Raw genomic sequence first — 24,684 nt, forward strand, 5'->3', positions numbered from 1 at the left:
CCCGCGGCTCGGACCCCTGACAAAAGTGGGGGCATGTTCCTCACTCCTTCTGTGCGTTCTGTGCGTTGAGGAAGGGCGCGAGCTTCTCCGTGATGTGCTGCTCGATGGCGGCTTTGGTCAGACCGAGACCGGAGAGGGGGCCCGCGCCGTTCTCCGCCTCCAGCAGCGCCAGCAGGATGTGCTCCGTGCCGATGTAGTTGTGGCCGAGCCGCAGTGCCTCGCGGAAGGTGAGCTCGAGCGCCTTGCGGGCCCTCGCGTCGTACGGGATGACCTCTGGCAGTTCCTCGGACGGGGCGGGCAGCGCCGTGGTGGCGGAGCCACGGACCATGTCGAGGGTCACGCCCTGGGCGGTGACCGCGTCGGCGGCGAGGCCCTCCGGCTCGGCCAGCAGGCCGAGCGCGAGGTGCTCCGGGCCCACTTGGGCGTTTCCGGCGGAGCGCGCCTCGTTCTGGGCGGCCATGACCACGTTCCGCGCCCGGGGGGTGAAGCGGCCGAAGCCCTGGGCCGGGTCGAGGTCGAGGGGCTGGTCGGACTCCTTGGTGACAAAACGCTTCTGGACGGCCTGCTTGGAAACGCCCATGGAACGGCCGATGTCGGTCCACGAGGCGCCCGAACGCCGCGCCTGGTCCACGAAGTGGCCGATGAGATGGTCGGCGATGTCGCCGAGGTGATCGGCGGCGATGACCGCGTCGGAGAGCTGGTCGAGCGCGTCGCTGTGCGCCTTCTTGATGGCGTCGATCAGATCGTCGAGCCGGACGGGATGAGTCATGCGGACTGGATCTGTCATGCGACAACCTTAGGTTGACGGTAGCTGCATCGTCAACCCTTGGTTGTCGTGTTCAGTGTCGACCGGTGAGCCCTGCCTCGTACGCCAGGATCGCCAGCTGAACCCGGTTCCTGAGCCCCAGCCGCCCGAGCACGGCGCTGACATGGGCCTTCACGGTGCCCTCGACGACAAACAGACGCGCCGCGATCTCCGCGTTGGAAAGGCCGGCCCCGACGAGCGCCACCACCTCCCGTTCCCGGCCGGTCAGCGGCTCCAGCGCGGCCTTCGCCTCCGTGGTCCGTGACATCCGGCCGGTGTCGAGCCGGTCGATCACCCGCCGAGCGATGTCGGGGGAGAGGCAGGCGGCGCCCCGGGCGGCCGCCGCCACCCCGGCGAGGAGCTCGCGCGGGTCGCCGGACTTCAGCAGGAACCCGTCGACCCCGGCGGACAGCGCCCGTTCGACGTACTCGTCCTCCGAGAACGTGGTGAGCACGACGACGGCGGTGCCGGGCAGCGCCCGCCGCAACTCCTCGGCCGCGCCGAGTCCGTCGAGCCGCGGCATCCGGATGTCCAGCAGCGCGACTCCGGCCTGTGCCCCAGGGCGAGATCGACGGCCTCCCGCCCGTCACCGGCCTCCGCGACCACCTCGATGCCCGGGTCGGCGGCCAGGATCGCCCGGATGCCGGCCCGCATCATGGCCTCGTCGTCGGCCAGCAGGACGCGAGCGGGAGTGCGGTGCTCGGTGTCGGGATCGGTCATGCGGCCAGCCTAGACATGCCCTTCGTCCCGTCCGTCCCGGCGGCCCAGTTCCGATCGGCTCGGCCCACTGCACGTCGCCGTCCGCGGTGTACCCCTGTCGACCACCGGACCATGGAAGGGCGCTGCCCGGGAGCCTTTGCGGCGTCCCTGGGCAGCGCCCCAGTTTCATGAGTGGTGCGTCAGCTCGTGCGGCTCAGTGGGTCAGAAGGTGAGCTTCACGCTGTTGATGTAGCCCGTGTCGTAGCGGGCCACGTCCTGGACCCGCAGCTTCCAGGTGCCGTTGGCGGTCTCGGTCGAGGCGTTGACCGTGTAGGTCTCCTTGACGTTGTCCGCCGAGTCCGAGCCGCTGGAGTTCTTCAGGCGGTACGCGGTGCCGTCCGGGGCGAGCAGGTCGATGACCAGATCACCGCGCCAGGTGTGCACGATGTCCACGTCGACCTTCAGGGCGGACGGGGCGTTGCCCGTGCGGCCGGTGACGTTGACCGAGGAGGTCACGGCGGCGCCGTTGTCCGGGATGGACACGTCGGCCGTGTTCTCGAAGACCGTGCCCGGGCCGGGGTCCGGTCCGCCGGGGCGGGAGCCGACGTTGATGCCGGCCCAGGCGTCGGTGACGGACTTGACCTCGGCGCTGGAGGCTCCGTACAGCTCCGTCGCGACCGCGAGGGTGCCGGTGCGGGCGCCCGCGTAGTCGGTGCGGGAGTTGAACTTGGTGGTGAGCGCCTTGTACCAGATCAGCGCGGCCTTCTCGCGGCCGATGCCGGTCACCGGCAGCCCGTCCGACGTCGGCGAGTCGTAGTTCACGCCGTTGACGGTCTTGGCTCCGCTGCCCTCGGAGAGCAGGTAGAACCAGTGGTTCGCCGGGCCGGAGGAGTAGTGGACGTCCACGTTGCCGATGCCGGCGTACCAGTAGTCCTTGGACGAGCCGTCCTTGCTGGGCTTGTCCATGTAGCGCAGCGGCGTGCCGTTGCCCCGGATGTCGATCTTCTCGCCGACGAGGTAGTCGCCCACGTCCTGTGCGTTGTTGGCGGAGAACTCCACCGCCGCGGCGAAGATGTCGCTGGTCGCCTCGTTGAGGCCGCCGGACTCTCCGCTGTAGATGAGGCCCGCGGTGTTGGAGGTGATGCCGTGCGTCATCTCGTGCGCGGCAACGTCAATGGACGTCAGCGGCTTGCTGTTGCCCGAGCCGTCGCCGTACGTCATGCAGAAGCAGCTGTCCTGCCAGAACGCGTTGACGTAGTTGTTGCCGTAGTGGACGCGGGAGTACGCGCCGACGCCGTCGCCGCGGATGCCGCTGCGACCGTGCACGTTCTTGAAGTAGTCCCAGGTGAGGGCCGCGCCGTAGTGGGCGTCCGCGCCTGCGGTCTCGGCGTTCTGCGGGGTGCCGTCGCCCCAGATGTCGTCCGCGCCGGAGAACAGCGTGCCGGTGCCCGACGTGCCGCGGTTGAGGTTGTTCGTCTTGTGGTTGCCGCGGGTGGTGTCGGTCAGTGTGTACGACGGGGCGGTGCCGAGGGTGACCTGGCCGCCGTACTGGGTGTTGCCGGTGCCGTTGTGGACGGCCTGCCACTCGAAGAGCTTCTCGCCGGTGGCGGCGTCGGTGACCACATGCAGCTCGTTCGGGGTCCCGTCGTGCTGGAGCCCGCCGACCACGGTCTCGTACGCGAGTGTGGGGCTGCCCGTGCCCATCCAGACGACCTTGCGGGGCGCCCGCTCCGCCTTGGCCGACTTCGAGCCCTCGGCCCTGGCGGCGCCGAGGGCCTGCTTCTCGGCTGTGGCCGGCGCGACGTCGGCGCTGGTGTCGATGTTCTTCAGCGCGGCACGGGAGGCCTTGGTGACCGCCTCGGTCGCGCCCGACGCGGACTCGGCGACCACGAAATCTCCGCCGAGGACCGGCAGCCCGTCGTAGGTCCGCTCGTAGCGCGTGTGCGTCGTGCCGTCGCGGTCCTGCGCGACGTCCCGGACGACGAGCTTCTCCTTGGCCGTCAGTCCGAGTTCCTTCGCGGTGGCGGCCGTCGTCGCGGACGCCTCCCGTATCAGCTCGGCCCGCTGAGCGGGCGTCAGGCTCTTCGGCAGGGCGCCGGGATCGGCCTTGCCCGCCTTCGCCGCGACGGGGGCCTCGGGCTGGGCCGCGACGGAGGTTCCGGTCTGGAAGCCGACCGCGAGGAGGGCGGCGGTTGCGATGAGGGCTCCGGTCGCGGTGGCGCGCCGGCGATGCGTGGGTCTCACGCGGACTCCTTCTGCGAGGGGGGTACCGGTCGGCTGGGTGGGTCGGCCGGGCAGAGCATGCGGAGCAGTGGTGCGTGGATGCATGCGGAGCAGTAGTGCGTGGATCGGGGGAAGACTGGCAGCAGTGAACGCGTTCTGTCAGGAGCGCGACAAGAAGTTGGCCGGAATTCGTCCGTTGCCCGACAGGTCATGTTCGTTAAGCGGACGTTTCGTGGATCGTTGCCCGCTCGGGGTCCGCAATTCGTCAGGAGCCGCCCGGAAAGCGAGCGGCAGTTCGCCGGAAACCCTGCATCTGTGAACCCGAGCCACCCCGAGGGCGGCCTTCCGGTTCCATCGGCCGTCCGGGCTGTGGCTCATTCCGCACCGGTCGGTGTGGCTTCCCCTCGATCGGTAGCACCGGATCCTGCGGAAACGCCGTGGGCGGTTACATTCCGTTGTGCCACCTGGTTACGTCCGGAACTTCAACCGCTGGGTTATGACGACGGGTTGGTGGTGCGTCCCAGGAACGCTGTGATGGTCGCCATGAACCGGTCGGCGTGATCGAGCCATGGGTAGTGTCCGGCGGCGGGCTGGACGATGAGTTCGGCGTTCGGGAAGAGCTCCGCGAACTCGGCGATGGTGTGGGGAAGGGCTCCCAGGTCGGCTTCCCCGGCCAGGAGGAGGACCGGTGGGGTGAACTGGGCGAGTGCGGTGCGGGTGGTATCCGGGGCGAAGGCGCCTTCGGCGCCGAAGGCGGCGACGATCTGTGGGTTCATCCGCTCGTCCCCGGCGGCCTGATGCGCCTGGGCCGCCTCGTCCCAGCGGCCGTAGGAGAACGGTGCGATGGTCTTCCAGCTGTCGACGGTGGCCTTGCCCGCCACGATCGCCTCCAGGGCCGCAAACGCCTCCGGGAACCAGGGTTCGTTCCGGCGGAGCTGTGCGGTCTCCAGCCGGAGCTCTCCTGCGATCGTGAGGCCCACGGCCCTGACGCTTGGCGTGATCAGCGCGAGCTTGCTGACGTTTTCCGGATGGCGGCTCACATAGAGCGCGGCGAGATTGGCGCCGGCGCAGTGCGCGAGCAGGTCCATCTGGGCGAGGCCGAGGTGCTTGCGCAGGGCCTCGACGTCGTCGACGAGTCGGTCGCAGCGGTAGGAGGCGGTGTCTGGTGGCGTCGCGGACTGGCCGGTGCCCCGGAGGTCCAGCCTGATCAACTGCCGGTGGGCGGAGAGGCCGCCGAGGTCGCCGAGGTATGCGGAATCCGTCGGGCCTCCGGGCAGGCAGAGCACCGGAGGGCCGTCTCCGAACACGTGGTAGGCGAGCTTGGTCCCGTCGTGCGCGGAGAAGCTAGGCATGGCCGGGACATTGTCAGCGGCGTTCGGATCGGGCAACTGGGTTTTCACGATGTGCTCGTTGCCAGGGTCTCGGCTCTCGAGAGCGTCACGGCTGCGTCCAGTCCCCGGCAGTTGCTCTTGGGAGTGGTACCCCCGCATGAGCGACGCTGCTCACACAACAGGCGACTACCCCCTGGTTCTTCCGGATCTCGAAGTCCATCGCACACCTTGAGCTGGGGTGTTGCGACAACCACTGGAACGGAAGACTTCCGGGGCGGGGTTCCGAAGAACGCCGACCGCGGCTGACCACCCCGCACGAGCCAGGAGCGCCACCGACATTGCGGTGGCGCTCCTCGGCGTTGGTGCTCCGCTCTCCCAGTCCCCACACCAGTGACGTTGCTGTCTTCCGGGACCTCCTGAACGCAGCATTGTCGCAGGTCAAAGCCTCGTGGGCCTTGTCAAGCCAGCTGCATTGGCCCTAGCCCTCCCAGTAGACGTAGCCGTCGGGGCGGACCAGCATCGCGGTGCGGCGGGCCGGGTCGGCCCAAGTGGCGGTGGTGACCGCGCCGGGGGCCTTCGGCGCGGCGGGCGCGTCGGCGCCTTGGGGGGTGACGAGGACGAACGATCCGTCGCGGAGCAGTTCGTAGAGCCGGCCGCGGTCCAGCGCCGCGTCGGGCGCGCGGTGGCCTCCGGTGCGGTGCGCGGCGGGGCCGGTTCCGTACGCGATGCCGATGCCGCTGAGCATGCCCGCCGCCTTGTCCGAAACCGGGCGTATCGCGCCGATCAGGCTCGTCACGACGGCGCGGAACGCGCGCTGCAGCGGGGTGCGGGCCATCGCGAGCCGGACGGCGGCACCGCTGCTGCGCAGCACTGTCGCGCCGACGGGGTGACGCTCGGACTGGTAGCTGTCGAGCAGCGCGTCGAGGTCGGAGGCGTCGCCGCGCAGGACGGCGGTGAGTTTCCAGGAGAGGTTGGCCGCGTCCTGCAGGCCGGTGTTCATGCCTTGGCCGCCGGCGGGGGAGTGGACGTGGGCGGCGTCCCCGGCGAGGAACACGCGGCCGGAGCGGTAGGCGGGAGCCTGGCGCTCGTCGCTGTGGAAGCGGGAGATCCAGCGGGCGTCGTGCATGCCGTAGTCGGTGCCGAGGGCGAGACGGGCGATCTCGCGGACCTCGTCGAGGTCGACGGGCTCGCTGTCGGGGACCTGGCGGGAGCGGTTCCAGCCCATGACGCGGTACCAGCCGTCGCCGAAGGGGGCGATGAAGGCGAAGGCGTCCCCGACGCCGTTGACGGTGAGCAGTTCCTCGGGCTCCTCGGCCAGCTTGACGTCGGCGAGGACCATGGAGCGGATGACCGAGACGCCGGGGAAGGGCAGTCCGAGGGCGGTGCGGACGGCGCTGCGGATGCCGTCGGCACCGACGAGATACCGGGCGGTGAGGGTGGCGGGCCCGCCGTCGGGATCGGTGATCTCGGCGGTGACCATGTCGGTGTCCTGACGCAGCCCGCCGAGTTCCGTGCCGTAGCGGAAGTCGACCCCGGCGGCCACCGCCCGGCGCTCCAGGAGGCGCTCCACCTCATACTGCGGAGTGATGAGCAGGTACGGGTAGCGGGAGGGCAGCCGGCCCAGGTCGAGGGAGAGTCGGTTGAACAGCCGCAGCCGCGTGCGCGGGGTGCCCTTGTCGACCAGTTCGTCGGCGAGGCCGCGGGCGTCGAGGACTTCGAGGGTGCGGGCGTGGACGCCGAAGGCCCGGGTCATGTTGCTGATGCCGTGCGGGCGGCGCTCGACGAGGGTGACCCGCACGCCGGCGGCGGCGAGGTCGCCGGCGAGCAGGAGGCCGGTGGGGCCGGAACCCACGACCAGAACGTCCGTGTCGGTCTTCGTGTGCTGCACGACTGCCTCCCCGGGGTGGCCGACTGCTGTCGGTCCGCTGTGGTGTGCCAACGAGTGTTGGTCAACGCTTGTTGGCAACCGTAGGCCCGGCCGGATTGATATGTCAACATGCGTTGGCCTACAATCGTTGACATGATGACCGCCCCACGCCGTTCCGACGCCACCCGTGCCGCGATCCTGGAGGCCGCACGCGAGCGTTTCGCCGCCGACGGCTACGAGCGCGCCACCATCCGGGCCATCGCCCGCGACGCGGGGATCGATCCGTCGATGGTCATGCGCTACTTCGGCAACAAGGAGGGGCTGTTCGCGGCCGCCTCCGCCTTCGACCTGCGGCTGCCCGAGGTGGGCACGCTGCCCGCGCGGCACATCGGAGCCGTCCTCGTGACCCACTTCCTCGACCGCTGGGAGCAGGACGAGGTGCTCACCGCACTGCTGCGCGTCGGCGTCACCAACGCGGCGGGCGCGGAGCGCATGCAGGCGATCTTCAGGGAGCAGCTGGGCCCGATCGCGGCCGGTGTCTGCCCCGACCCGGCCGAGGCCCCGGCCCGCGCCGCGCTCGCCGCCTCCCAGATCCTGGGCATGGCGCTCGCCCGCTACGTCCTGCGGCTGCCGCCCGCCGCGGCGATGTCCCGCGAGGAGATCGTCGCCTGGCTGGGGCCGACGGTGCAGCGGTATCTGACGGCGGAGGCGCCGTAGGGCTCCTGTGCCGGAGCGGCTCCCGTGCCGCGGGACAGCTCGGCGGCCACCGGCACATCCTCGCCGTGGCCGACTTCCTCGACTACGCGGCTTGATCCGACTCGGACCCGCGAGAGTGGCGTCGACTCCGCGAAGTCCGCCGACATCAAGTGTCGTACCGGCACGTCACGTACCGTCGCATCCTCGTACCGGATCGAGGACTCAGCCCACCATGCTGTCCCGCCACGCGCGGTGCAGCCCCGCGAAACGCCCCTGCCCGCCGATCAGTTCGCCCGGCGCGCCGTCCTCGACGATCCGCCCGTGCTCCATCACCAGTACCCGGTCCGCGATCTCGACCGTCGACAAGCGGTGCGCGATCACCACTGCCGTACGGCCCCGGAGCACGGTGTCCATCGCCCGCTGCACCGCCCGCTCGCCCGGAATGTCCAGCGAACTCGTCGCCTCGTCCAGGATCAGCACCGCCGGGTCGGCGAGCAGGGCACGGGCGAACGCCACCAACTGCCGCTGACCCGCAGAGATCCGCCCGCCGCGCTTGCGGACATCCGTGTCGTAACCCTCGGGCAGCGCGGCGATGAAATCGTGTGCCCCGATCGCCTTGGCGGCCTGCTCGACGTCCGTACGGGACGCCTCCGGCCGTCCGATCGCGATGTTCTCCGCGACCGTCCCCGAGAACAGGAACGCCTCCTGGGTCACCATCACCACCCCCCGGCGAAGCTCGGGCACCGCCAGATCACGCAGATCGGTGCCGTCGAGCAGCACCCGGCCCTCGGTGGGGTCGTAGAAGCGCGCCAGCAGCTTGGCCAGCGTGGACTTGCCGGCGCCCGTCGACCCGACGACGGCGACGGTCTGACCGGCCGGGATCGCCAGGTCGAAGCGGGGCAGCACCTCCCCGCCCGTGCGGTAGGCGAAGGAGACCTGCTCGAACACGACCTCACGGCCCGGGCTGCCGTGGGTCCGTACCGGCAGCTCGCGCGGCTCGCGGGCCTCGGGCACCGTCGGCCGCTGGGCCAGCAGACCCGCGATCTTCTCCAGCGACGCGGCCGCCGACTGGTAGGAGTTGAGGAACATGCCGAGGCGGTCGATCGGGTCGTACAACCGCCGCAGATACAGCACGGCCGCCGCCAGCACGCCCAGCGCCAGGGTCCCCTGTGCCACCCGGTACGCGCCCCACAGGACCATCGCCGCGACCGCCGTGTTGGCGACGAGTCGGGAGCCCACCACATAGCGGGCCATCTCCAGCAGCGCATCACCGTTGCTGCGCTCGTGGCGGTGGTTCAGCACTTCGAACTCCGCTTCGTTGGCGCGCTCGCGCCGGAAGGCGCGCACCGGCCGGATGCCGTTCATCGTCTCCGCGAACTTCACGATGACCGCCGCGATCGCCGTCGAGCGGTTCATGAACACGGCCTTGGCGCGCCGCTGGTAGAGCCTGACCAGCAGATAGAGCGGGACGAACGACAGGACGGCCATCCCGCCGATCCCGACGTCGAGCCAGAGCAGCATCGCCGAGATGTACACGAAGGCGAGCACGACGCCGATCAGCTCCTGCAGGCCCTCGCTCAGCAGCTCGCGCAGCGACTCGACATCGGTGGTCGAGCGGGAGATCAGCCGGCCGGAGGTGTACCGCTCGTGGAAGTCGACACTCAACGCCTGTGCGTGGCGGAAGATACGGCCGCGCAGATCCAGCAGCACGTCCTGGTTGACGCGCGCGGAGGCACGGATGAACGCGTACAGGAGCGCTCCCGCGGCCACCGCGCAGAACGCGTACCCGATGCCGACGGCGACCAGCGGCCCAAAGGTGTGGCTGCGGAACGCCGGCACGCCATGGTCGATGGCGTACGCGACGAGCAACGGGCCGGCCTGCACGGCCGCCTGCTGGAGGAGGAGCAGCACGGCGGCGAGCGCGACACGGGCACGGCGGGGTGCGAGGAGGGAACGCAGCAGAGCGCCGGTCGCGCCGTCGGGGGCGGGCAGGGCGTCCCGGTCGAACGGATCGTCGGCCCCTGCGCCGGGGCCTTCCGTGGGCGTGTCCGGGCCGGAGCCGGCCGAGGGCGCGTCCGGGCCGGGGAGCGTGGTCGGGTCGTCCGCGACGCCGGGCACAAGGTGGTCGGGAGCGGCCGCCGCGCCGGCGCCCGGCACACGTGAGTCGGGGGCGGCAGGCCCGGTTGTGGCGATGCCGTCCGAGGAGCCGGATCCGGCCGCCGGCTCGGCCGCCGGCTCGGCCGCCGGCTCGGCCGCCGGCTCGGCCGCCGGCTCGGCCGTCGAGTCGGCCGTCGAACCAGTCGTCACTGTGCTGCCCCTTCCACTCCCGCGGTCTTCCCGGGGGCCGCCCGGCCGCCCGGATCGCTCCTGCCGCCCGGGCCCTCGGCGGCCGCCTCCACCTGCGCGCCGCTCGACACAGGGTGCGCCTCGGGGCCGCCGGGCCCTTCCGCGCCGGACATCAGCCATGCGTACTCCGCGTTCGTACGCAGCAGTTCGTGGTGCGTGCCCACCGCGGCGATGCGGCCCTCGGACAGCAGCGCGACCCGGTCGGCCAGCATCACCGTCGACGGCCGGTGCGCCACCACCAGCGCCGTGGTCCCCTTTAGAACCCGGCGCAGCGCGGCCTCCACGAGTGCCTCCGTGTGCACGTCGAGCGCCGAGAGCGGGTCGTCCAGCACCAGGAAGCGGGGCCGGCCGACGACGGCGCGGGCGAGCGCGAGACGCTGACGCTGGCCGCCGGACAGGCTCAGGCCCTGCTCGCCCACCTGCGTGGCCGCGCCGTTCGGCAGCGCGTCCACGAAGCCGGCCTGCGCGATGTCGAGGGAGCGGCGCAGCTCGGCCTCGTCGGCGTTGCCATGAGCACCCATCAGCACGTTCTCCCCGACGCTCGCGGAGAACAGCGTCGGCTCCTCGAAGGCCACCGACACCAGCTCGCGCAGCCGCTCGCGCGGCATGGCGGTGATGTCCCGCCCGTCGAGGGTGATCCGCCCGCCGGTCGGCTCGTGCAGCCGCGGTACGAGCGCGGTGAGCGTGGTCTTGCCGCTGCCCGTCCCGCCCACGAGGGCCATCGTCTCGCCCGGACGCACATGCAGGTCGATCCGGGCGAGGACCGGAGCGGTGTCGGCGGGTGCGTCCGGGTAGCGGAACTCGACACCGTCGAAGCGCAGCCCGCCGGCCTGTGCCGGCGCCACGCCTGTCAGGGCCCCGGCGTCGTACGTCTCCCGCTCCTCTTCCGCGTCCAGAACCTCGAAGTACCGGTCCGCGGCGGTCGCCGCCTCCTGGCTCATGGCCAGCAGGAAGCCGATCGAGTCCACCGGCCAGCGCAGCGCCAGCGCCGTCGACAGGAACGCCACGAGGGTGCCCGCCGACAGCTCGCCGTCCGCGACCTGGACCGTGCCCAGCACCAGTGCGGCACCGATGGCCAGTTCGGGGATGATCGTGATCAGTGCCCAGACGCTGCCCAGCAGCCGGGCCTTGCCGAGCTCCGTGCCGCGCAGCCGCTCCGACAGGCCGCGGAACGCCTCGGCCTGGCTGCGGTGGCGGCCGAAGCCCTTGATGATGCGGATGCCGAGCACACTCTCTTCGACGACCGTCGTCAGATCGCCGACCTGGTCCTGGGCCTTCCGGGCGACCAGGGCGTACCGCGCCTCGAAGAGCGAGCAGATCACGACCAACGGCACCACGGGAGCCAGCAGTACCAGCCCCAGCGTCCACTCCTGGCCGAGCAGGATCACGAACCCGACGAGGATCGTCGTGCCGTTGACGAGCAGGAACGTCAGCGGGAAGGCCAGGAACATCCGCAGCAGCATCAGGTCGGTGGTGCCCCGCGAGAGCAACTGGCCCGACGCCCAACGGTCGTGGAAGGCCACCGGCAGACGCTGCAGATGCCGGAAGAGATCCGCCCGCATGGCCGCCTCGACACCCGCGAGCGGCCGGGCCACGAGCCATCGCCGGAAGCCGAACAGGACGGCCTCCGCGACGCCCAGCAACAGCAGGATCAACGCGCCGAACCAGACACCGCCCGGGTCCCCGCCGGCGACCGGACCGTCGACGATCCACTTCAGCACCAGCGGGATGAGGAGGCTGAGACAGGAGGCCACGACGGCGACAGCAGCCGCGCCGAACAGGCGTGTACGGACCGGGCGGACATACGGCCACAGCCGCAGGAGCGAACGCACGGCGGAGCGGTCCCTGGTATCGGAATGTGGTGTGGGCATCAGGTGCGAGCCTACGGTTCGCCACTGACAGCGCTCATGTGGTTTTCCGCCAGGCGGCGCAGCTTCGGCGGGAGGCCCTGGAACCGGGTGACGTACGCGACCGGAGTCGTACTCCCGTGTCAACCGATCGGCCGATGGCGGATCGAGCGTGATGGGCGATGCCCCCAGCCCGCGCCGGAAGCGACTGTAGGGACATGGCGATCATCGAAGTGAACGGACTGCACAAGGCCTATGCCGGCCGCCCGGCGGTCGACGGGGTGAGTTTCACGGTCGAGGAGGGGGAGATCTTCGGGATTCTCGGCCCGAACGGCGCGGGCAAGACCACCACCGTCGAATGCGTCGAGGGCCTCAGAGTCCCCGACTCGGGCACGGTCCAAGTGGCCGGGCTCGACCCGGTGGCCGACCACCGGCAGCTCACCCGGCTGCTCGGCGCCCAGCTCCAGGAGAGCGAGCTGCAGCCCAAACTGACCGTGCGCGAGGCGCTGGAGCTGTACGCCTCCTTCTACGAGGAGCCGGCCGACTGGCGGCCGCTGGCCGAGCGGCTCGGTCTGGAGGCCAAGCTCGGCGCCCGGTTCGCGAAGCTCTCCGGCGGACAGAAGCAGCGTCTGTTCATCGCCCTCGCGCTCATCGGCAACCCACGGGTCGTCGTCCTGGACGAACTCACCACCGGGCTCGACCCACGCGCCCGCAGGGACACCTGGCAACTGATCGAGGAGGTCCGGGACTCGGGCGTCACCGTGCTGCTCGTCACCCACTTCATGGAGGAGGCACAGCGCCTCTGCGACCGGATCGCCGTGATCGACAAGGGCCGGGTCGCCGCCCTGGACACCCCGGCCGGGCTGATCGGCCGGTCCACCGCGTCGACGGTCATCTCCTTCACGCCCTCCGCCCCGCTGGACGAGCGGGAGCTCGCGGCGCTGCCGCAGGCGGCCTCCGTCCGGACCGGGGACGGCCAGGTGGTGCTCCACGGCACGGACGAGACCGTCACGGCGGTGATGTCCCTGCTGGCCAGGCACGGCATCACGGCCGGTCGGCTCCGCGTGTCCGAGACGACCCTGGACGACGCCTTCCTCGACCTCACAGAAGAGAGCGCACGATGACCACCACGACCGCCTCTGCCCGCACTTCCGCGCCCGTCGCGGTGCTGCGTACCGAAGCCCGTCTCTTCGCGCGGGAGCCCGGGTCGCTGTTCTGGATCCTGCTCTTCCCGACGCTGCTGATGACGATCCTCGGCCTGATCCCTTCGTTCCGGGAGGCGTCGGACGACATCGGCGGCCGACGTGTCATCGACCTCTACGTCCCGACCGCCGTGCTGCTCGCCATGATCATGGCCGGCCTGCAGGCCATGCCGCCCGTCCTCGCCGGATACCGCGAACGCGGCATCCTGCGGCGCATGTCGACCACCCCGGTCCGCCCCTCCGCGCTGCTCAGCGCCCAGCTCGCCCTCCACGGCGCGGCGGCCGTCGTGTCCGCCGTCCTGGCCATGGCGGTGGGCCGAGTCGCGTTCGACGTGGCGCTGCCCGCCCAGCCGTTCGGCTACGCGCTCGCCCTGGTCCTGACCACCGCGAGCGCACTCGCGCTCGGCGCGACCGTCTGCGCCGTCTCCCCCACCCAGAAGATCACGACCGCCGTCGGCTCGGTGATCTTCTTCCCGTCGATGTTCACCTCGGGCGTGTGGCTCCCCGTGCAGGCCATGCCCGACACCCTGCAGCGCATCGTGGAGTTCACGCCGCTGGGGGCCGCTTCCCAGGCACTCGACCGCGCCGCGGCCGGCGGCTGGCCCGCATGGTCGGACCTGGGGGTCACGGGAGTGTGGACCGCACTTCTCACGGCGGCCGCGGTCCGCTGGTTCCGCTGGGAGTGATCCCGATGGGGAGCGGCTGGGTCACACTTGGCGCATGAAACTGTCCGACGCGGTGCAGGGGCCCGGAGCGGACGTACCGATCGAGGAGCGCTGGGCGCAGTTCTACCGCCACGGCCCCTACGCCCTCCTGGGTCTCGCCACCCTGACCGCCGGCGTCGTCGCGGACGAATTCATGAGCCGCGCCGAGATGTACGCCGCCGGAGTACTGGTCGTCGCCGCGCTGGTGCTCCAGCGGTGGTGGGCCGTGACAGCTCCGGGCACGGCCGACGGCGGCCCGGCCGGCCATGTGTACATCGCGCTGCGGACCGTCCTCGCCTTCGCCCTCACCTGGCTGAACCCGCTGTTCGCCATCTATGCCGTCCTCGGCTACTTCGACTCCGGCCAACTGCTGCCCGGCCGGCGGGCGTACGCGGGGCTGCTGTTCACCGCCGTGACCATGGCGGGCTCCCAGTCCGGCGGCCTGCCGCCCAAATCGACGACACAGTGGTTCCTCTTCGGTGGCCTCTATGTCCTCAACGCCTCGCTCTGCCTGCTCTTCGCCGGCCTCGGTGTGCGGGAGGCGGAGCGGGCGAAGGAGCGCCTGGCCACCATCCAGGCGCTGGAGGACGCCAACGCCCGGCTGGAACAGGCCCTCGAGGAGAACGCCGGGCTGCACGCCCAACTCCTCGTCCAGGCGCGGGAGGCCGGTGTCGCGGACGAGCGCCGCCGGCTGGCCGCCGAGATCCACGACACCATCGCCCAGGGCCTGGCCGGCATCATCACCCAGCTGCAGGCCGTCACCTCCACCGACGACCCGGCGCTCGCCGGGAAACACCTCGCCCGCGCCTCCGCGCTCGCCCGCCACAGCCTCGGCGAGGCCCGCCGCTCCGTGCAGAACCTCGCCCCGGCAGCCCTGGAGCACGCGTCACTCCCCCAGGCACTGGAGGCGGCCGTCGCCGAATGGTCGGAACAGACCGGTGTGCTGGCCCGGTTCACCGTCACCGGTACGCAGGAGCCGCTGCACGAGGAGGTAGCGGCAACCTTGCTCCGTATTGCCGGCGAGTCACTCGCGAACGCGGCGAAGCACGCGCACGCCACCCGGGCCGGCGTCACCCTGTCCTACATGGGCGACGAGGTCACCCTCGACATACGCGACGACGGCCGGGGCTTCGATCCGCTTGCGCTGCCGCCTCGTTCCGGCACCGGCGGCTTCGGGCTGGACGGCATGCGGGCCCGCGCCGAACGGATCGCGGGCACGGTCGCCGTGGAATCGGAACCGGGCCGGGGAACGGCCGTGTCCGCTCGCGTACCGTTGGTCCGCCATGGCTGATCACACCATCACCCTGATCGTCGTCGACGACCATCCCGTCGTACGCGACGGTCTGCGCGGCATGTTCGACTCCGCGCCCGGTTTCCGGGTCCTCGGCGAGGCCGCGAACGGCGTCGAAGGCGTCGAGCTCGCCGTCCGGCTCGACCCCGACGTCGTCCTCATGGACCTGCGCATGCCCGGCGGCGGGGGAGTGGCGGCCATCGCCGAGCTGACCCGCCGCGGCGCCCGCGCCAAGGTCCTGGTCCTCACCACCTACGACACGGACTCCGACACCCTGCCCGCCATCGAGGCCGGTGCCACGGGCTACCTCCTCAAGGACGCCCCCCGCGACGAACTGTTCACGGCGGTGCGGGCCGCCGCCGACGGCCGCACCGTGCTTTCCCCGGCGGTCGCCTCCCGTCTCGTCTCGCATGTCCGCACGCCCGCCGCACCGGGCAGGGAGCCGCTCTCCGCCCGCGAGCGCGAGGTGCTGGCGCTGGTCGCCAAAGGCACGTCCAACCGGGAGATCGCGGCGGAGCTGTTCATCAGCGAGGCCACGGTCAAGACCCACCTCACGCACATCTTCGGCAAGCTCGGCGCCAAGGACCGGGCGGCGGCCGTAGCCGTCGCCTATGACCGGGGCATCCTCGGCTGACCGGGCTCAGTGCGCCACCCGCAGCAGCAGCACCGAACGGCCGGGCACCCGAACCACCGACCCTCCCTCGTACACCGTGCCCGGCGGCGTGGCCTGGTCCTCCCGTGAGGTGTCCACCACCAGCTCGTAGTCCTGCGCCCACGGCGCGCCCGGCAGCCGGAAGTCCACCGGCTCACCGGCCGCGTGCAGGATCGTCAGGAAGCTGTCGTCGGTGACCTGCTCGCCGCGGGCGTCCCGGCCGGGGATGTCCCGCCCGGACAGGTACAGCGCGAGTGTCGCCGACGGGGCGTACCAGTCGCCTTCGGTCATCTCCCTGCCCTGCGGGGTGAACCACGCGAGGTCGCGCAGTCCGTCCGGCGCCTGCGGGCGGCCCGAGAAGAAGGCTCGTCTGCGCAGCACCGGATGACGATGGCGCAGTTCCAGCAGCCGCCGGGTAAGCTCCAGCAGGCCGCTGGGCCCCGGCTCGTCGAGCAGCGACCAGTCCAACCAGCTGGTCTTGTTGTCCTGGCAGTAGGCGTTGTTGCTGCCGCCCTGTGTCCGGCCCATCTCGTCGCCGGCGACGATCATCGGCACGCCCGTCGAGAGCAGCAGGGTGGTCAGCAGGTTGCGCACCTGTCTGCGGCGCAGGGCGTTGACGCCGGGGTCGTCCGTCTCGCCCTCCGTCCCGCAGTTCCAGGACCGGTTGTCGTTGGTGCCGTCGCGGTTGCCCTCCCCGTTGGCCTCGTTGTGCTTCTGCTGGTAGCTGACCAGGTCGCGGAGGGTGAAGCCGTCGTGCGCGGTGATGAAGTTGATGGATGCGTACGGGCGCCGGCCGCCCCAGGCGTACAGGTCGCTGGAGCCCGACAGCCGGTAGCCGAGATCGCGTACGTCGGGCAGGGCACCGCGCCAGAAGTCCCGCACGGCGTCGCGGTACCGGTCGTTCCACTCCGTCCACAGCGGCGGAAAGGCGCCCACCTGGTATCCGCCGTTGCCCACGTCCCAGGGCTCGGCGATCAGTTTCACCCGTCGCAGCACCGGGTCCTGGGCGATGACGGCCAGAAAGGGGGACAGCATGTCGACGTCGTGCATCGAGCGGGCGAGCGCCGCGGCCAGGTCGAACCGGAAGCCGTCGACGCCCATCTCGGTCACCCAGTAGCGCAGCGAATCGGTGATCAGCCGCAGCACATGGGGCTGCACCACATGCAGTGTGTTGCCGCACCCTGTGTAGTCCGCGTACCTGCGGGCATCCGCCTGCAAGCGGTAGTAGCCGCGGTTGTCGATCCCGCGCAGGGACAACATCGGCCCCAACTCGCTCGCTTCAGCGGTGTGGTTGTACACCACGTCGAGAATGACCTCTATGCCCGCGGTGTGCAGCGCCCGGACCATCCGCTTGAACTCGCCGACCTGCTGTCCGGCCGTGCCGGACGCCGCGTAGGCCGCGTGTGGGGCGAAGTAGCCGATGGAGTTGTAGCCCCAGTAGTTGGCGAGCCCTCGTCGCAGCAGATGGTCCTCGTGCGCGAACTGGTGCACCGGCAGCAGTTCGACGGCCGTCACTCCGAGCCGCACCAGATGCTCGATCGCCGCGGGGTGGGCGAGACCCGCGTACGTGCCCCGCAGCTCCTCGGGGATGCCCGGATGCAGCTTGGTGAACCCCTTGACGTGCAGCTCGTAGATGACCGAGTCGGCCCAGGGAATCTTGGGCCGGCGGTCGTCCATCCACTCGTCGCCGTCGGCGTCGTCGTGGACGACCACCCCCTTGGGCACGTACGGGGCGGAGTCCCGGTCGTCGCGCACGGTGTCGGCGACATGCTGGTCGGGCCAGTCCCGCACATGCCCGTACACCTGCGCGGGCAGCGAGAAGCCCCCGTCGACCGCGCGGGCGTAGGGGTCGAGCAGCAGCTTCGCCGGATTCCAGCGCGCCCCCGTCCACGGGTCCCACCGGCCGTGCACCCGGTAGCCGTACCGCCGGCCGGGTCCGACGCCGGGCACGAAGCCGTGCCAGATCTCGTGCGTCAGCTCGGTGAGCGGCAGCCGGGTCTCCGCGCCGGAATCGTCGAACAGGCACAGCTCCACTCCTTCCGCCCCACCCGCCCACAGTGCGAAGTTGGTCCCCGCGACGCCGTCCGGGCCCACCCGGAACCGTGCGCCCAGGGGGGTGGGCGCTCCCGGCCACACCGGTGGTCTGCGGACCTCCGCCTCCGGTCGGTGGCCGGCCGCGCCGGCCACCGCCGAACGGGTGCCGGGCGGCTCACCCGGCACCTCCTCCCGCACCGTCTCCTGCTCGGCTGCGCTCGACACCTGCCGGCCTCCCGCGGCTCGTCGGGCCCTGCTTGAGGTGCTCCCAGGCCCGGGGCCTTCGGTGGAGCACTGCTCGCGGCGTCCCGGCCGCGTCACCCCACGCCTGGTCCTCCCACCATTTCTGCCCGCGCCGCACCCGTCCCAACATCGCCCGCCGTTCACGTTGCCCCAGGCGGGTCGTTGCCCCGGGCGGGCCGCTGTCGTTGGTCGGTATGTGAGACATGTACTGAAGCGGGCGGGGCGCGGCGCGGCCGTCGCCCTGGCAGGAGCAGGACTGATCGCGGGACTCGCCGGCTGTACCGGCGAAATCCTCGACAACGGCGACAAACCGGGGGCGGTGGCGCCCGCGGGCACCATCCGAGTGGTGCCAAAGGACGGGGCGAAGAAGGTGCGCCCGGACGACATCCTCGAGGTCCGTCTGCCCGGCGGCCGACTCGAGCGGGTCGAGGTCACGCGGACCGGGAACGCAAAGAAGGCCGCCGTCGAGGGGCGGATCTCCGATGACGGGCAGCTCTGGAAGCCCAAAGAGGGCACCCGGCTGCAGCTCGCCGCCAAGTACAGTGTGGATGTGGTGGCACGCGACGGGCACGGCCGCAGGGCGGCGCGCCACACCACCTTCACGACCCTCGTTCCCGACCACCGGTTCATCGGCTACGTCCAGCCGGAGAACCGCTCGACCGTCGGCACCGGGATGATCATCTCCGTCGGTTTCAACCAGGCGATCGAGAACCGCGCAGCCGTCGAACGCGCGATCCGTATCACCTCCGATCCGCCGGTGGAGGTCGTGGGCCACTGGTTCGGCGATGAGCGGGTCGACTTCCGGCCCCGCGGCTACTGGAAGCCCGGCACCGAGGTCACCGTCGACATGCGGCTGCGCGAAGTCGAGGCGGAGCCCGGTGTGTACGGCCTCCAGAGCAAGACCATCTCCTTCAGGGTCGGCCGCTCCCAGATCTCCCATGTGGACGCGAAGGCGCGCACCATGAAGGTCGTGCGCGACGGCAAGCCCCTCGCGACCGTGCCCATCACCGCCGGGGCACGCAAGCATCCGACGTACAACGGCAAGATGGTCGTGATGGAGATGCACGACGTGACCCGGATGAACGGGGCGACCGTCGGCTTCACCAAGAAGAACGGCAAGAGCGAGTACGACATCAAGGACGTACCGCACGCGATCCGGCTGACGACGTCCGGCACCTTCCTGCACGGCAACTACTGGACGAACCCCAAAGTCTTCGGCACCAAGAACGTGTCGCACGGCTGTGTGGGGCTGCGGGACGACAAGGGCGGCAGCAGTGAGTCCCCGGCCGGCTGGTTCTTCGACCGGACCCTGATCGGCGACGTGGTGGAGGTCGTCAACTCCAAGGACCGGACGGTGGACCCGGACAACGGCCTCAGCGGCTGGAACCTCGACTGGCAGAAGTGGAAGGCGGGTTCCGCTCTGGGCTGACGCGGCACCCTCGCCGACCCGGCACGACCTGCACCGCGGGCCGATGTCACCGCAAAGCGGCCCTGGCAGAGTCCGATGGACGAGTTGGGACTGAACGGTGACATTGGGGGGCACATTTGACGACGTGCGGTGTGATTATCTATCGCCGTGCGTGCGTGAGGTGCGCGGGGGTGCGGGCCGTGGCGATGCCAGGCCGTGCGAGGGGAGAACACGACTGTGAACGGGCAGCCGATATCGGGGGCATCGGCCGGAACCGGACGCGGGCGCGGGGGCGCCGCGCTGTCCGCTCTGGTGATGGGGGCGATGCTGGTGCTGACGGCCTGCGGGGGCGGGGGCTCCGACAAGGGCGGCGACACCGGGTCCAGCGGTAAGAACGGCAGTGGGAAGGTCGAGAACGCGGCCTCCCAGGCGGTGGTGACCATCACGCCCAAGGACGGTGCCGACGCGGTCGCCACCAGTGGCGCGCTCAAGGTCACGGCGGCCAAGGGCAAGCTGACGACGGTCAGCGTGCAGGACGACAAGGGCACCGAGATCAAGGGCAGGATCGCGGCGGACGGCGCCGGCTGGCAGCCGCTGCAGCATCTGGCAGGCTCCACCAAGTACAAGGTGCACGCCGTCGCCAAGGACGCCGAGGGCCGTGAGTCGGCCAAGGACACCACCTTCACCACGCTGGTGCCCAAGAACACCTTCATCGGCCACTACACGCCGGAGGACGGTTCGACCGTCGGCGTCGGCATGCCGGTCTCCATCAACTTCACCCGCGGCATCACGGACCCGGCGGCCGTCGAGAAGGCGATCGAGGTGACGGCGGAGCCGTCCGTCCCGATCGAGGGCCACTGGTTCGGCAACGACCGTCTCGACTTCCGTCCCGAGAAGTACTGGGCCGCCGGCACCAAGGTGACCGTGAAGCTCAACCTGGACGGCGTCGAGGGCCGCCCGGGTGTGTACGGCAAGCAGGCCAAGACCGTGTCGTTCACCATCGGCCGCAGCCAGGTCTCCACCGTCGACGCGAGCGCCAAGACGATGAAGGTCGTACGCGACGGCAAGGAGATCAAGAACATCCCGATCACCGCGGGCGCGCCGTCGACCACCACGTACAACGGGCAGATGGTCATCAGCGAGAAGTACAAGGTGACCCGGATGAACGGTGCGACCGTCGGCTTCGGCGGCGAGTACGACATCAAGGACGTGCCGCACGCGATGCGGCTGTCCACCTCGGGCACCTTCATCCACGGCAACTACTGGGCTTCGCCGGGGACTTTCGGCTCGGCCAACGTCAGCCACGGCTGCGTCGGCCTGCGTGACGTGCGCGGCGCGTACGACAAGAACACCCCGTCCGCCTGGTTCTACAACAACTCGATCACCGGCGACGTGGTGATCGTGAAGAACTCGAAGGACAAGCAGATCGCCCCGGACAACGGCCTGAACGGCTGGAACCTGTCCTGGGAGGAGTGGACGAAGTAGTTTGCCCGCGGGGGCCCGGTGCTGTGAGCAACAGCACCGGGCCCCCGCGTGTTAACGGGTACTAACCTTCGTCCATGACCGTTTCACTCGAAGTCTCCGAAGGCGTCGGCACCATCAGGCTCGACCGCCCCCCGATGAACGCCCTCGACATCGCGATCCAGGACCGGTTGCGCGAGCTCGCGGAGGAGGCCGGCCGCCGCGAGGACGTACGGGCCGTGATCCTGTACGGCGGCGAGAAGGTGTTCGCGGCAGGCGCGGACATCAAGGAGATGCAGGCCATGGACCACACGGCGATGGTCGTGCGGTCCCGTGGGCTGCAGGAGTCCTTCACCGCCGTCGCCCGTATCCCCAAGCCCGTCGTCGCGGCCGTCACCGGGTACGCGCTCGGCGGCGGCTGCGAGCTCGCGCTCTGCGCCGACTACCGGATCGCCGCCGACAACGCCAAGCTCGGCCAGCCGGAAATCCTGCTGGGCCTGATCCCGGGCGCCGGCGGCACCCAGCGGCTGTCCCGGCTGATCGGCCCGTCCCGCGCCAAGGACCTGATCTTCACCGGTCGCATGGTGAAGGCCGACGAGGCGCTGTCCCTCGGCCTGGTGGACCGCGTCGTCCCGGCTGCCGAGGTGTACGAGCAGGCGCACGCATGGGCCTCGGCGCTCGCCAAGGGCCCCGCGCTGGCGCTGCGCGCCGCGAAGGAGTCGGTGGACACCGGCCTGGAGACGGACATCGAGACCGGTCTCGCGGTGGAACGCACCTGGTTCGCGGGGCTGTTCGCCACGGAGGACCGGGAGCGCGGCATGCGCAGCTTCGTCGAGGAAGGTCCCGGCAAGGCCAAGTTCCTCTGACCCCTCGGCCGGCGGCCCCGACTCCGTCGAGGGCCGCGGGCCTGCTCGGCCGCCGCGTCCGGCCCTGGTTACCTGTGCGTACCGCACGTTCGGAAGGTGACAGCGGTGACTGTCGGGCGCCTGGCCGCGCGTGACAACGTCACTCCTGTCACCGACCGAGGGAGTGTGCGTGAACAAGGGGTACGCGGTCTTCTGCGACGCCGACCGGCACTTCTACGAGGCGCCGCACCGCCTGGCGTTCGCAGAGGAGACCGCTGACGGCGCCCTGTACGAGGCGGCGCGGCTGCCGGTCCCCGAGGGATGGCTCAGCCACCGCACGGGCGACTGGCTCGCCCTACGGCCCGTGGACCAGGCGCTGCCGTCCCAGGGCTGGAAGATCCATATCTCCGCCTCCCTCGGCAACGCGGAGTCGGTGCTCACCAAGGTCCGGACGTACTGCCTGGCGCACGAGGCGGCGTTCAAGTTCGTCCCGAGCCGCTACCTGCTGCACCAGCGCAACGCCAAGTACGCCGACCGGGCGGCGAGCGGCAAGTTCATCACGGTCTACCCGGCGGACGAGGCCCGGTGCGGACGTATCGCGGGCGACCTCGCCGCGCTGCTCGACGGCGAGCCCGGTCCGTACATCCTCAGCGATCTGCGCTGGGGCGCGGGGCCGGTGCACCTGCGCTACGGGAGCTTCACCCGCCGCCACTGCTACGACGAGCAGGGTGAGCTGCGCCCCGCGATCGAGAACGGTGCCGGCGCGCTGGTGCCCGACCCGCGCGAGCCGGTGTTCCGAATACCCGAGTGGATCACCCCGCCCGACTATCTGCGGCCCCATCTCGAGGCCCGCGGCGCGGTGGCCGTCACGGACCTGCCGTACGCCATCGACAAGGCGCTGCACTTCTCCAACGGCGGCGGTGTCTACGAGGCACACCACAAGGCCACCGGCACGCGGGTCGTGCTCAAGGAGGCCCGCCCGTACGCCGGCCTCGCCGCCGACGGCGCCGACGCGGTGACCCGCCTGGACCGGGAACACCAGGCGCTGCGGCAGCTGTCGGGGCTCGCCTGCACGCCGGAGGTCGTGGACAGCTTCGTGCTGGGCGAGCACCACTTCCTCGCGCTGGAGCATGTGGCGGGCCGGCCGCTCAACTCCTTCTTCGCCCGCAGACACCCGCTGATCGACGCGGATCCGTCGCCCGAACGACTGGACGAATACACACGATGGGCGATGCGGATGCACGGCCTGGTCGAACAGGCGGTGGCCGACCTCCACGCACGCGGGGTGGTCTTCAACGATCTGCATCTGTTCAACATCATGGTCGCCGACGACGAGGAGTCCGTCGTGCTGCTCGACTTCGAAGCGGCACGCCCCGCGGAGGAGCGCGGCCGGCAGATCGTCGCCCACCCGGCGTTCGTCGCACCCGCCGACCGGCGCGGCGTCGACATCGACCGCTACGCGCTGGCCTGCCTGCGGATCGCCCTGTTCCTGCCGCTCACCAGCCTGCTCGCCATCGACCGGGACAAGGCGGCACACCTGGCCGACCTCGCGGCACGGTACTTCCCGGTGCCCCGCGGCTTCCTCGACGAGGCCGTACGGGAGATCGGACGCGACCCGGCCGGCGGCCCGCTCCACGCGCCGGCGAGAGGACCCGGCCGGTTCCTTCCCGTCGAACCGGACGACTGGCCGCGCAGCCGCGACTCGATGGCCGAGGCGATCCTCGCGTCGGCGACCCCGGAGCGCGAGGACCGGTACTTCCCCGGCGACATCGCACAGTTCGCGACCGCGGGTGGCGGAGCGAGCTTCGGCCACGGCACCGCCGGAGTGCTCCACGCCCTCCGCGAGAGCGGCTCCCCGGCCTGCCCCGCCGCCGAGGAGTGGCTGCTGCGCCACGCCAAGGCACCCGACTCGGGTACTCCGCTCGGGTTCTACGACGGCCTCGCCGGCATCGCCTGGACCCTTCACCGGCTGGGCCACACAGGTCCTGCCATGGAACTCGCCCACCGGATTCTCGAACAGGAGTGGTCGGCGCTCTCACCCGACCTGCACAGCGGTACGGCCGGAATCGGCCTCGCCTTCGACGCGCTTGCCGCCGCCACCGGGGAGACGGCCCTGCACGACGCCGCCCTCCACTGCGCGGAGCTGACTGTCCGCCCCGTCCCTGCCGGCGCCGGGACCGGGCGGAGCACACGGCGCACCGGGCTGCTGCACGGTTCCGCGGGCCGGGCGCTGCTCTTCGTACGGCTGCACGAACGCACCGGGGACACCGCGCTGCTCGACCTCGCGGCCGAGGCGCTGAGCGACGATCTGTCCCGGTGCGTACACGGTGCGGCGGGCACCCTTCAGGTGGACGAGGGCTGGCGCACGATGCCCTACCTGGGAGCGGGCAGCGCCGGTATCGGCATGGTGCTCGACGACTACGCGGCCCACCGCCACGACGACACCTTCGACCGGGCGCGCCGCGAGATCGTGCGGGCCGCGCAGGCCACGTTCTACGCACAGCCCGGCCTCTTCCGCGGCGCCGCCGGCATGGTCCTGCATCTCGCGCGTACCACCACAGGCGGCCCGGGCACCACAGCGGAGGACGTACGCCGTCAGGCCCGCTCGCTGGCCTGGCACGCCATGTCCTACGAAGGCCGACTGGCCTTTCCCGGTGAGCAGATGATGCGGCTGTCGATGGACCTGTCCACCGGCACGGCCGGCTGCCTGCTGGCGCTGGCGGCGGCGCTCGGCGACCGCCCGGCGCAGCTGCCGTTCCTGCCGCCGCTGCACCGCCCCCAAGAACCGGCCCCGTCACGGGGTCGTCAGTAGCACCGTCCCCAACAGAGAGGAAAAGATCATGACCCTGCTCGACCTGCAGTCGATGGAGACCCCGAAGGAAGAGGCCATCGGCGACGTCGAGACCGGCAGCCGCGCCAGCCTGCTGCTCTGCGGTGACAGCAGCCTCAGCGTGACCACCTGCAACTGATCCGGCGCGGCTCCGCGAGCGGCGGCAGTCGCGGCGGAGTCCCGGCGCCCCCGGAGCGCGT

17 protein-coding genes and 1 pseudogene are annotated in these 24,684 nt (G+C 71.0%); 10 read left to right on the plus strand and 8 right to left on the minus strand.

Translation table 11 applies throughout. From position 1 onward, the window contains the following. Nucleotides 1-40: 40 nt before the first annotated feature. The 5 genes and pseudogenes from ACIQ7Q_RS04575 to ACIQ7Q_RS04595 all read right to left on the minus strand — a co-directional run bounded on the left by ACIQ7Q_RS04575 (nt 41) and on the right by ACIQ7Q_RS04595 (nt 6,946). Nucleotides 41-787, minus strand: coding sequence for a Clp protease N-terminal domain-containing protein (locus tag ACIQ7Q_RS04575; protein WP_403856161.1), 747 nt, complete (start codon nt 785-787; stop codon nt 41-43). Between the two features lie 52 nt (nt 788-839). Beyond that, nucleotides 840-1,525: pseudogene (locus tag ACIQ7Q_RS04580) on the minus strand (response regulator). Between the two features lie 201 nt (nt 1,526-1,726). Further along, on the minus strand, nt 1,727-3,748 hold the full coding sequence (locus ACIQ7Q_RS04585) for a M4 family metallopeptidase (RefSeq protein WP_403856163.1): 2,022 nt from the start codon (nt 3,746-3,748) through the stop codon (nt 1,727-1,729). Between the two features lie 473 nt (nt 3,749-4,221). Beyond that, entirely contained in the window at nt 4,222-5,079 is an 858-nt protein-coding gene (locus tag ACIQ7Q_RS04590; protein ID WP_403856165.1) for an alpha/beta fold hydrolase, read from the minus strand. Nucleotides 5,080-5,536: 457 nt separating this feature from the next. After that, nucleotides 5,537-6,946, minus strand: a complete 1,410-nt coding sequence (locus ACIQ7Q_RS04595; RefSeq protein ID WP_403856167.1) for an FAD-dependent monooxygenase — start codon at nt 6,944-6,946, stop codon at nt 5,537-5,539. Nucleotides 6,947-7,081: 135 nt separating this feature from the next. Here ACIQ7Q_RS04595 and ACIQ7Q_RS04600 point away from each other — a divergent pair, with 135 nt between their 5' ends. Continuing rightward, the gene (locus tag ACIQ7Q_RS04600) at nt 7,082-7,642 is read left to right on the plus strand and encodes a TetR family transcriptional regulator (protein WP_403856442.1); all 561 of its coding nucleotides are present in this window, start codon (nt 7,082-7,084) and stop codon (nt 7,640-7,642) included. 201 nt (nt 7,643-7,843) lie between these two features. On the opposite strand, the gene ACIQ7Q_RS04605 is transcribed toward ACIQ7Q_RS04600, so the two are convergent. Continuing rightward, the gene (locus tag ACIQ7Q_RS04605; protein WP_403856444.1) at nt 7,844-9,739 is read right to left on the minus strand and encodes an ABC transporter ATP-binding protein; all 1,896 of its coding nucleotides are present in this window, start codon (nt 9,737-9,739) and stop codon (nt 7,844-7,846) included. Between the two features lie 185 nt (nt 9,740-9,924). Beyond that, entirely contained in the window at nt 9,925-11,838 is a 1,914-nt protein-coding gene (locus ACIQ7Q_RS04610; RefSeq protein ID WP_403856169.1) for an ABC transporter ATP-binding protein, read from the minus strand. Nucleotides 11,839-12,032: 194 nt separating this feature from the next. Between ACIQ7Q_RS04610 and ACIQ7Q_RS04615 the strand changes: the two genes are divergently transcribed. The 4 genes from ACIQ7Q_RS04615 to ACIQ7Q_RS04630 are packed head-to-tail and all read left to right on the plus strand — an operon-like array spanning nt 12,033 to nt 15,645. After that, nucleotides 12,033-12,938, plus strand: a complete 906-nt coding sequence (locus ACIQ7Q_RS04615; protein ID WP_403856171.1) for an ABC transporter ATP-binding protein — start codon at nt 12,033-12,035, stop codon at nt 12,936-12,938. Then, on the plus strand, nt 12,935-13,702 hold the full coding sequence (locus tag ACIQ7Q_RS04620) for an ABC transporter permease (protein ID WP_403856173.1): 768 nt from the start codon (nt 12,935-12,937) through the stop codon (nt 13,700-13,702). Before ACIQ7Q_RS04615 ends, ACIQ7Q_RS04620 begins: the two co-directional genes overlap by 4 nt. Before the next feature lie 34 nt (nt 13,703-13,736). Next, entirely contained in the window at nt 13,737-15,011 is a 1,275-nt protein-coding gene (locus ACIQ7Q_RS04625; RefSeq protein ID WP_403856175.1) for a sensor histidine kinase, read from the plus strand. Then, nucleotides 15,004-15,645: a response regulator gene (locus ACIQ7Q_RS04630; RefSeq protein ID WP_403856177.1), complete on the plus strand. Its 642-nt coding sequence runs from the start codon at nt 15,004-15,006 to the stop codon at nt 15,643-15,645. The genes ACIQ7Q_RS04625 and ACIQ7Q_RS04630 overlap by 8 nt, the downstream gene beginning before the upstream one ends. A 6-nt stretch (nt 15,646-15,651) precedes the next feature. On the opposite strand, the gene glgX is transcribed toward ACIQ7Q_RS04630, so the two are convergent. Further along, nucleotides 15,652-17,922 (minus strand): glycogen debranching protein GlgX, encoded by a 2,271-nt coding sequence (gene glgX / locus ACIQ7Q_RS04635; protein ID WP_403856179.1) that lies wholly within the window; start codon nt 17,920-17,922, stop codon nt 15,652-15,654. Nucleotides 17,923-18,136: 214 nt separating this feature from the next. On the opposite strand from glgX, the gene ACIQ7Q_RS04640 reads away from it, so the two are divergent. The 5 genes from ACIQ7Q_RS04640 to ACIQ7Q_RS04660 all read left to right on the plus strand — a co-directional run bounded on the left by ACIQ7Q_RS04640 (nt 18,137) and on the right by ACIQ7Q_RS04660 (nt 24,623). After that, a complete protein-coding gene (locus tag ACIQ7Q_RS04640; RefSeq protein WP_403856181.1) occupies nt 18,137-19,369 on the plus strand; it encodes an Ig-like domain-containing protein in 1,233 nt (410 codons plus the stop codon). A gap of 216 nt (nt 19,370-19,585) precedes the next feature. Next, nucleotides 19,586-20,833 carry an Ig-like domain-containing protein gene (locus tag ACIQ7Q_RS04645; RefSeq protein ID WP_403856183.1) on the plus strand — a complete coding sequence of 416 codons (1,248 nt, stop codon included), beginning with the start codon at nt 19,586-19,588 and terminating at the stop codon, nt 20,831-20,833. Between the two features lie 74 nt (nt 20,834-20,907). Continuing rightward, on the plus strand, nt 20,908-21,675 hold the full coding sequence (locus tag ACIQ7Q_RS04650) for an enoyl-CoA hydratase/isomerase family protein (protein ID WP_403856185.1): 768 nt from the start codon (nt 20,908-20,910) through the stop codon (nt 21,673-21,675). Nucleotides 21,676-21,844: 169 nt separating this feature from the next. Further along, on the plus strand, nt 21,845-24,466 hold the full coding sequence (gene lanKC, locus ACIQ7Q_RS04655) for a class III lanthionine synthetase LanKC (RefSeq protein ID WP_403856187.1): 2,622 nt from the start codon (nt 21,845-21,847) through the stop codon (nt 24,464-24,466). Nucleotides 24,467-24,494: 28 nt separating this feature from the next. Next, on the plus strand, nt 24,495-24,623 hold the full coding sequence (locus ACIQ7Q_RS04660; protein WP_053556909.1) for a SapB/AmfS family lanthipeptide: 129 nt from the start codon (nt 24,495-24,497) through the stop codon (nt 24,621-24,623). The last annotated feature ends 61 nt before the right edge of the window (nt 24,624-24,684 follow it).

The organism is Streptomyces sp. NPDC096176, assembly GCF_044763255.1.
Taxonomy (GTDB): Bacteria; Actinomycetota; Actinomycetes; order Streptomycetales; family Streptomycetaceae; genus Streptomyces.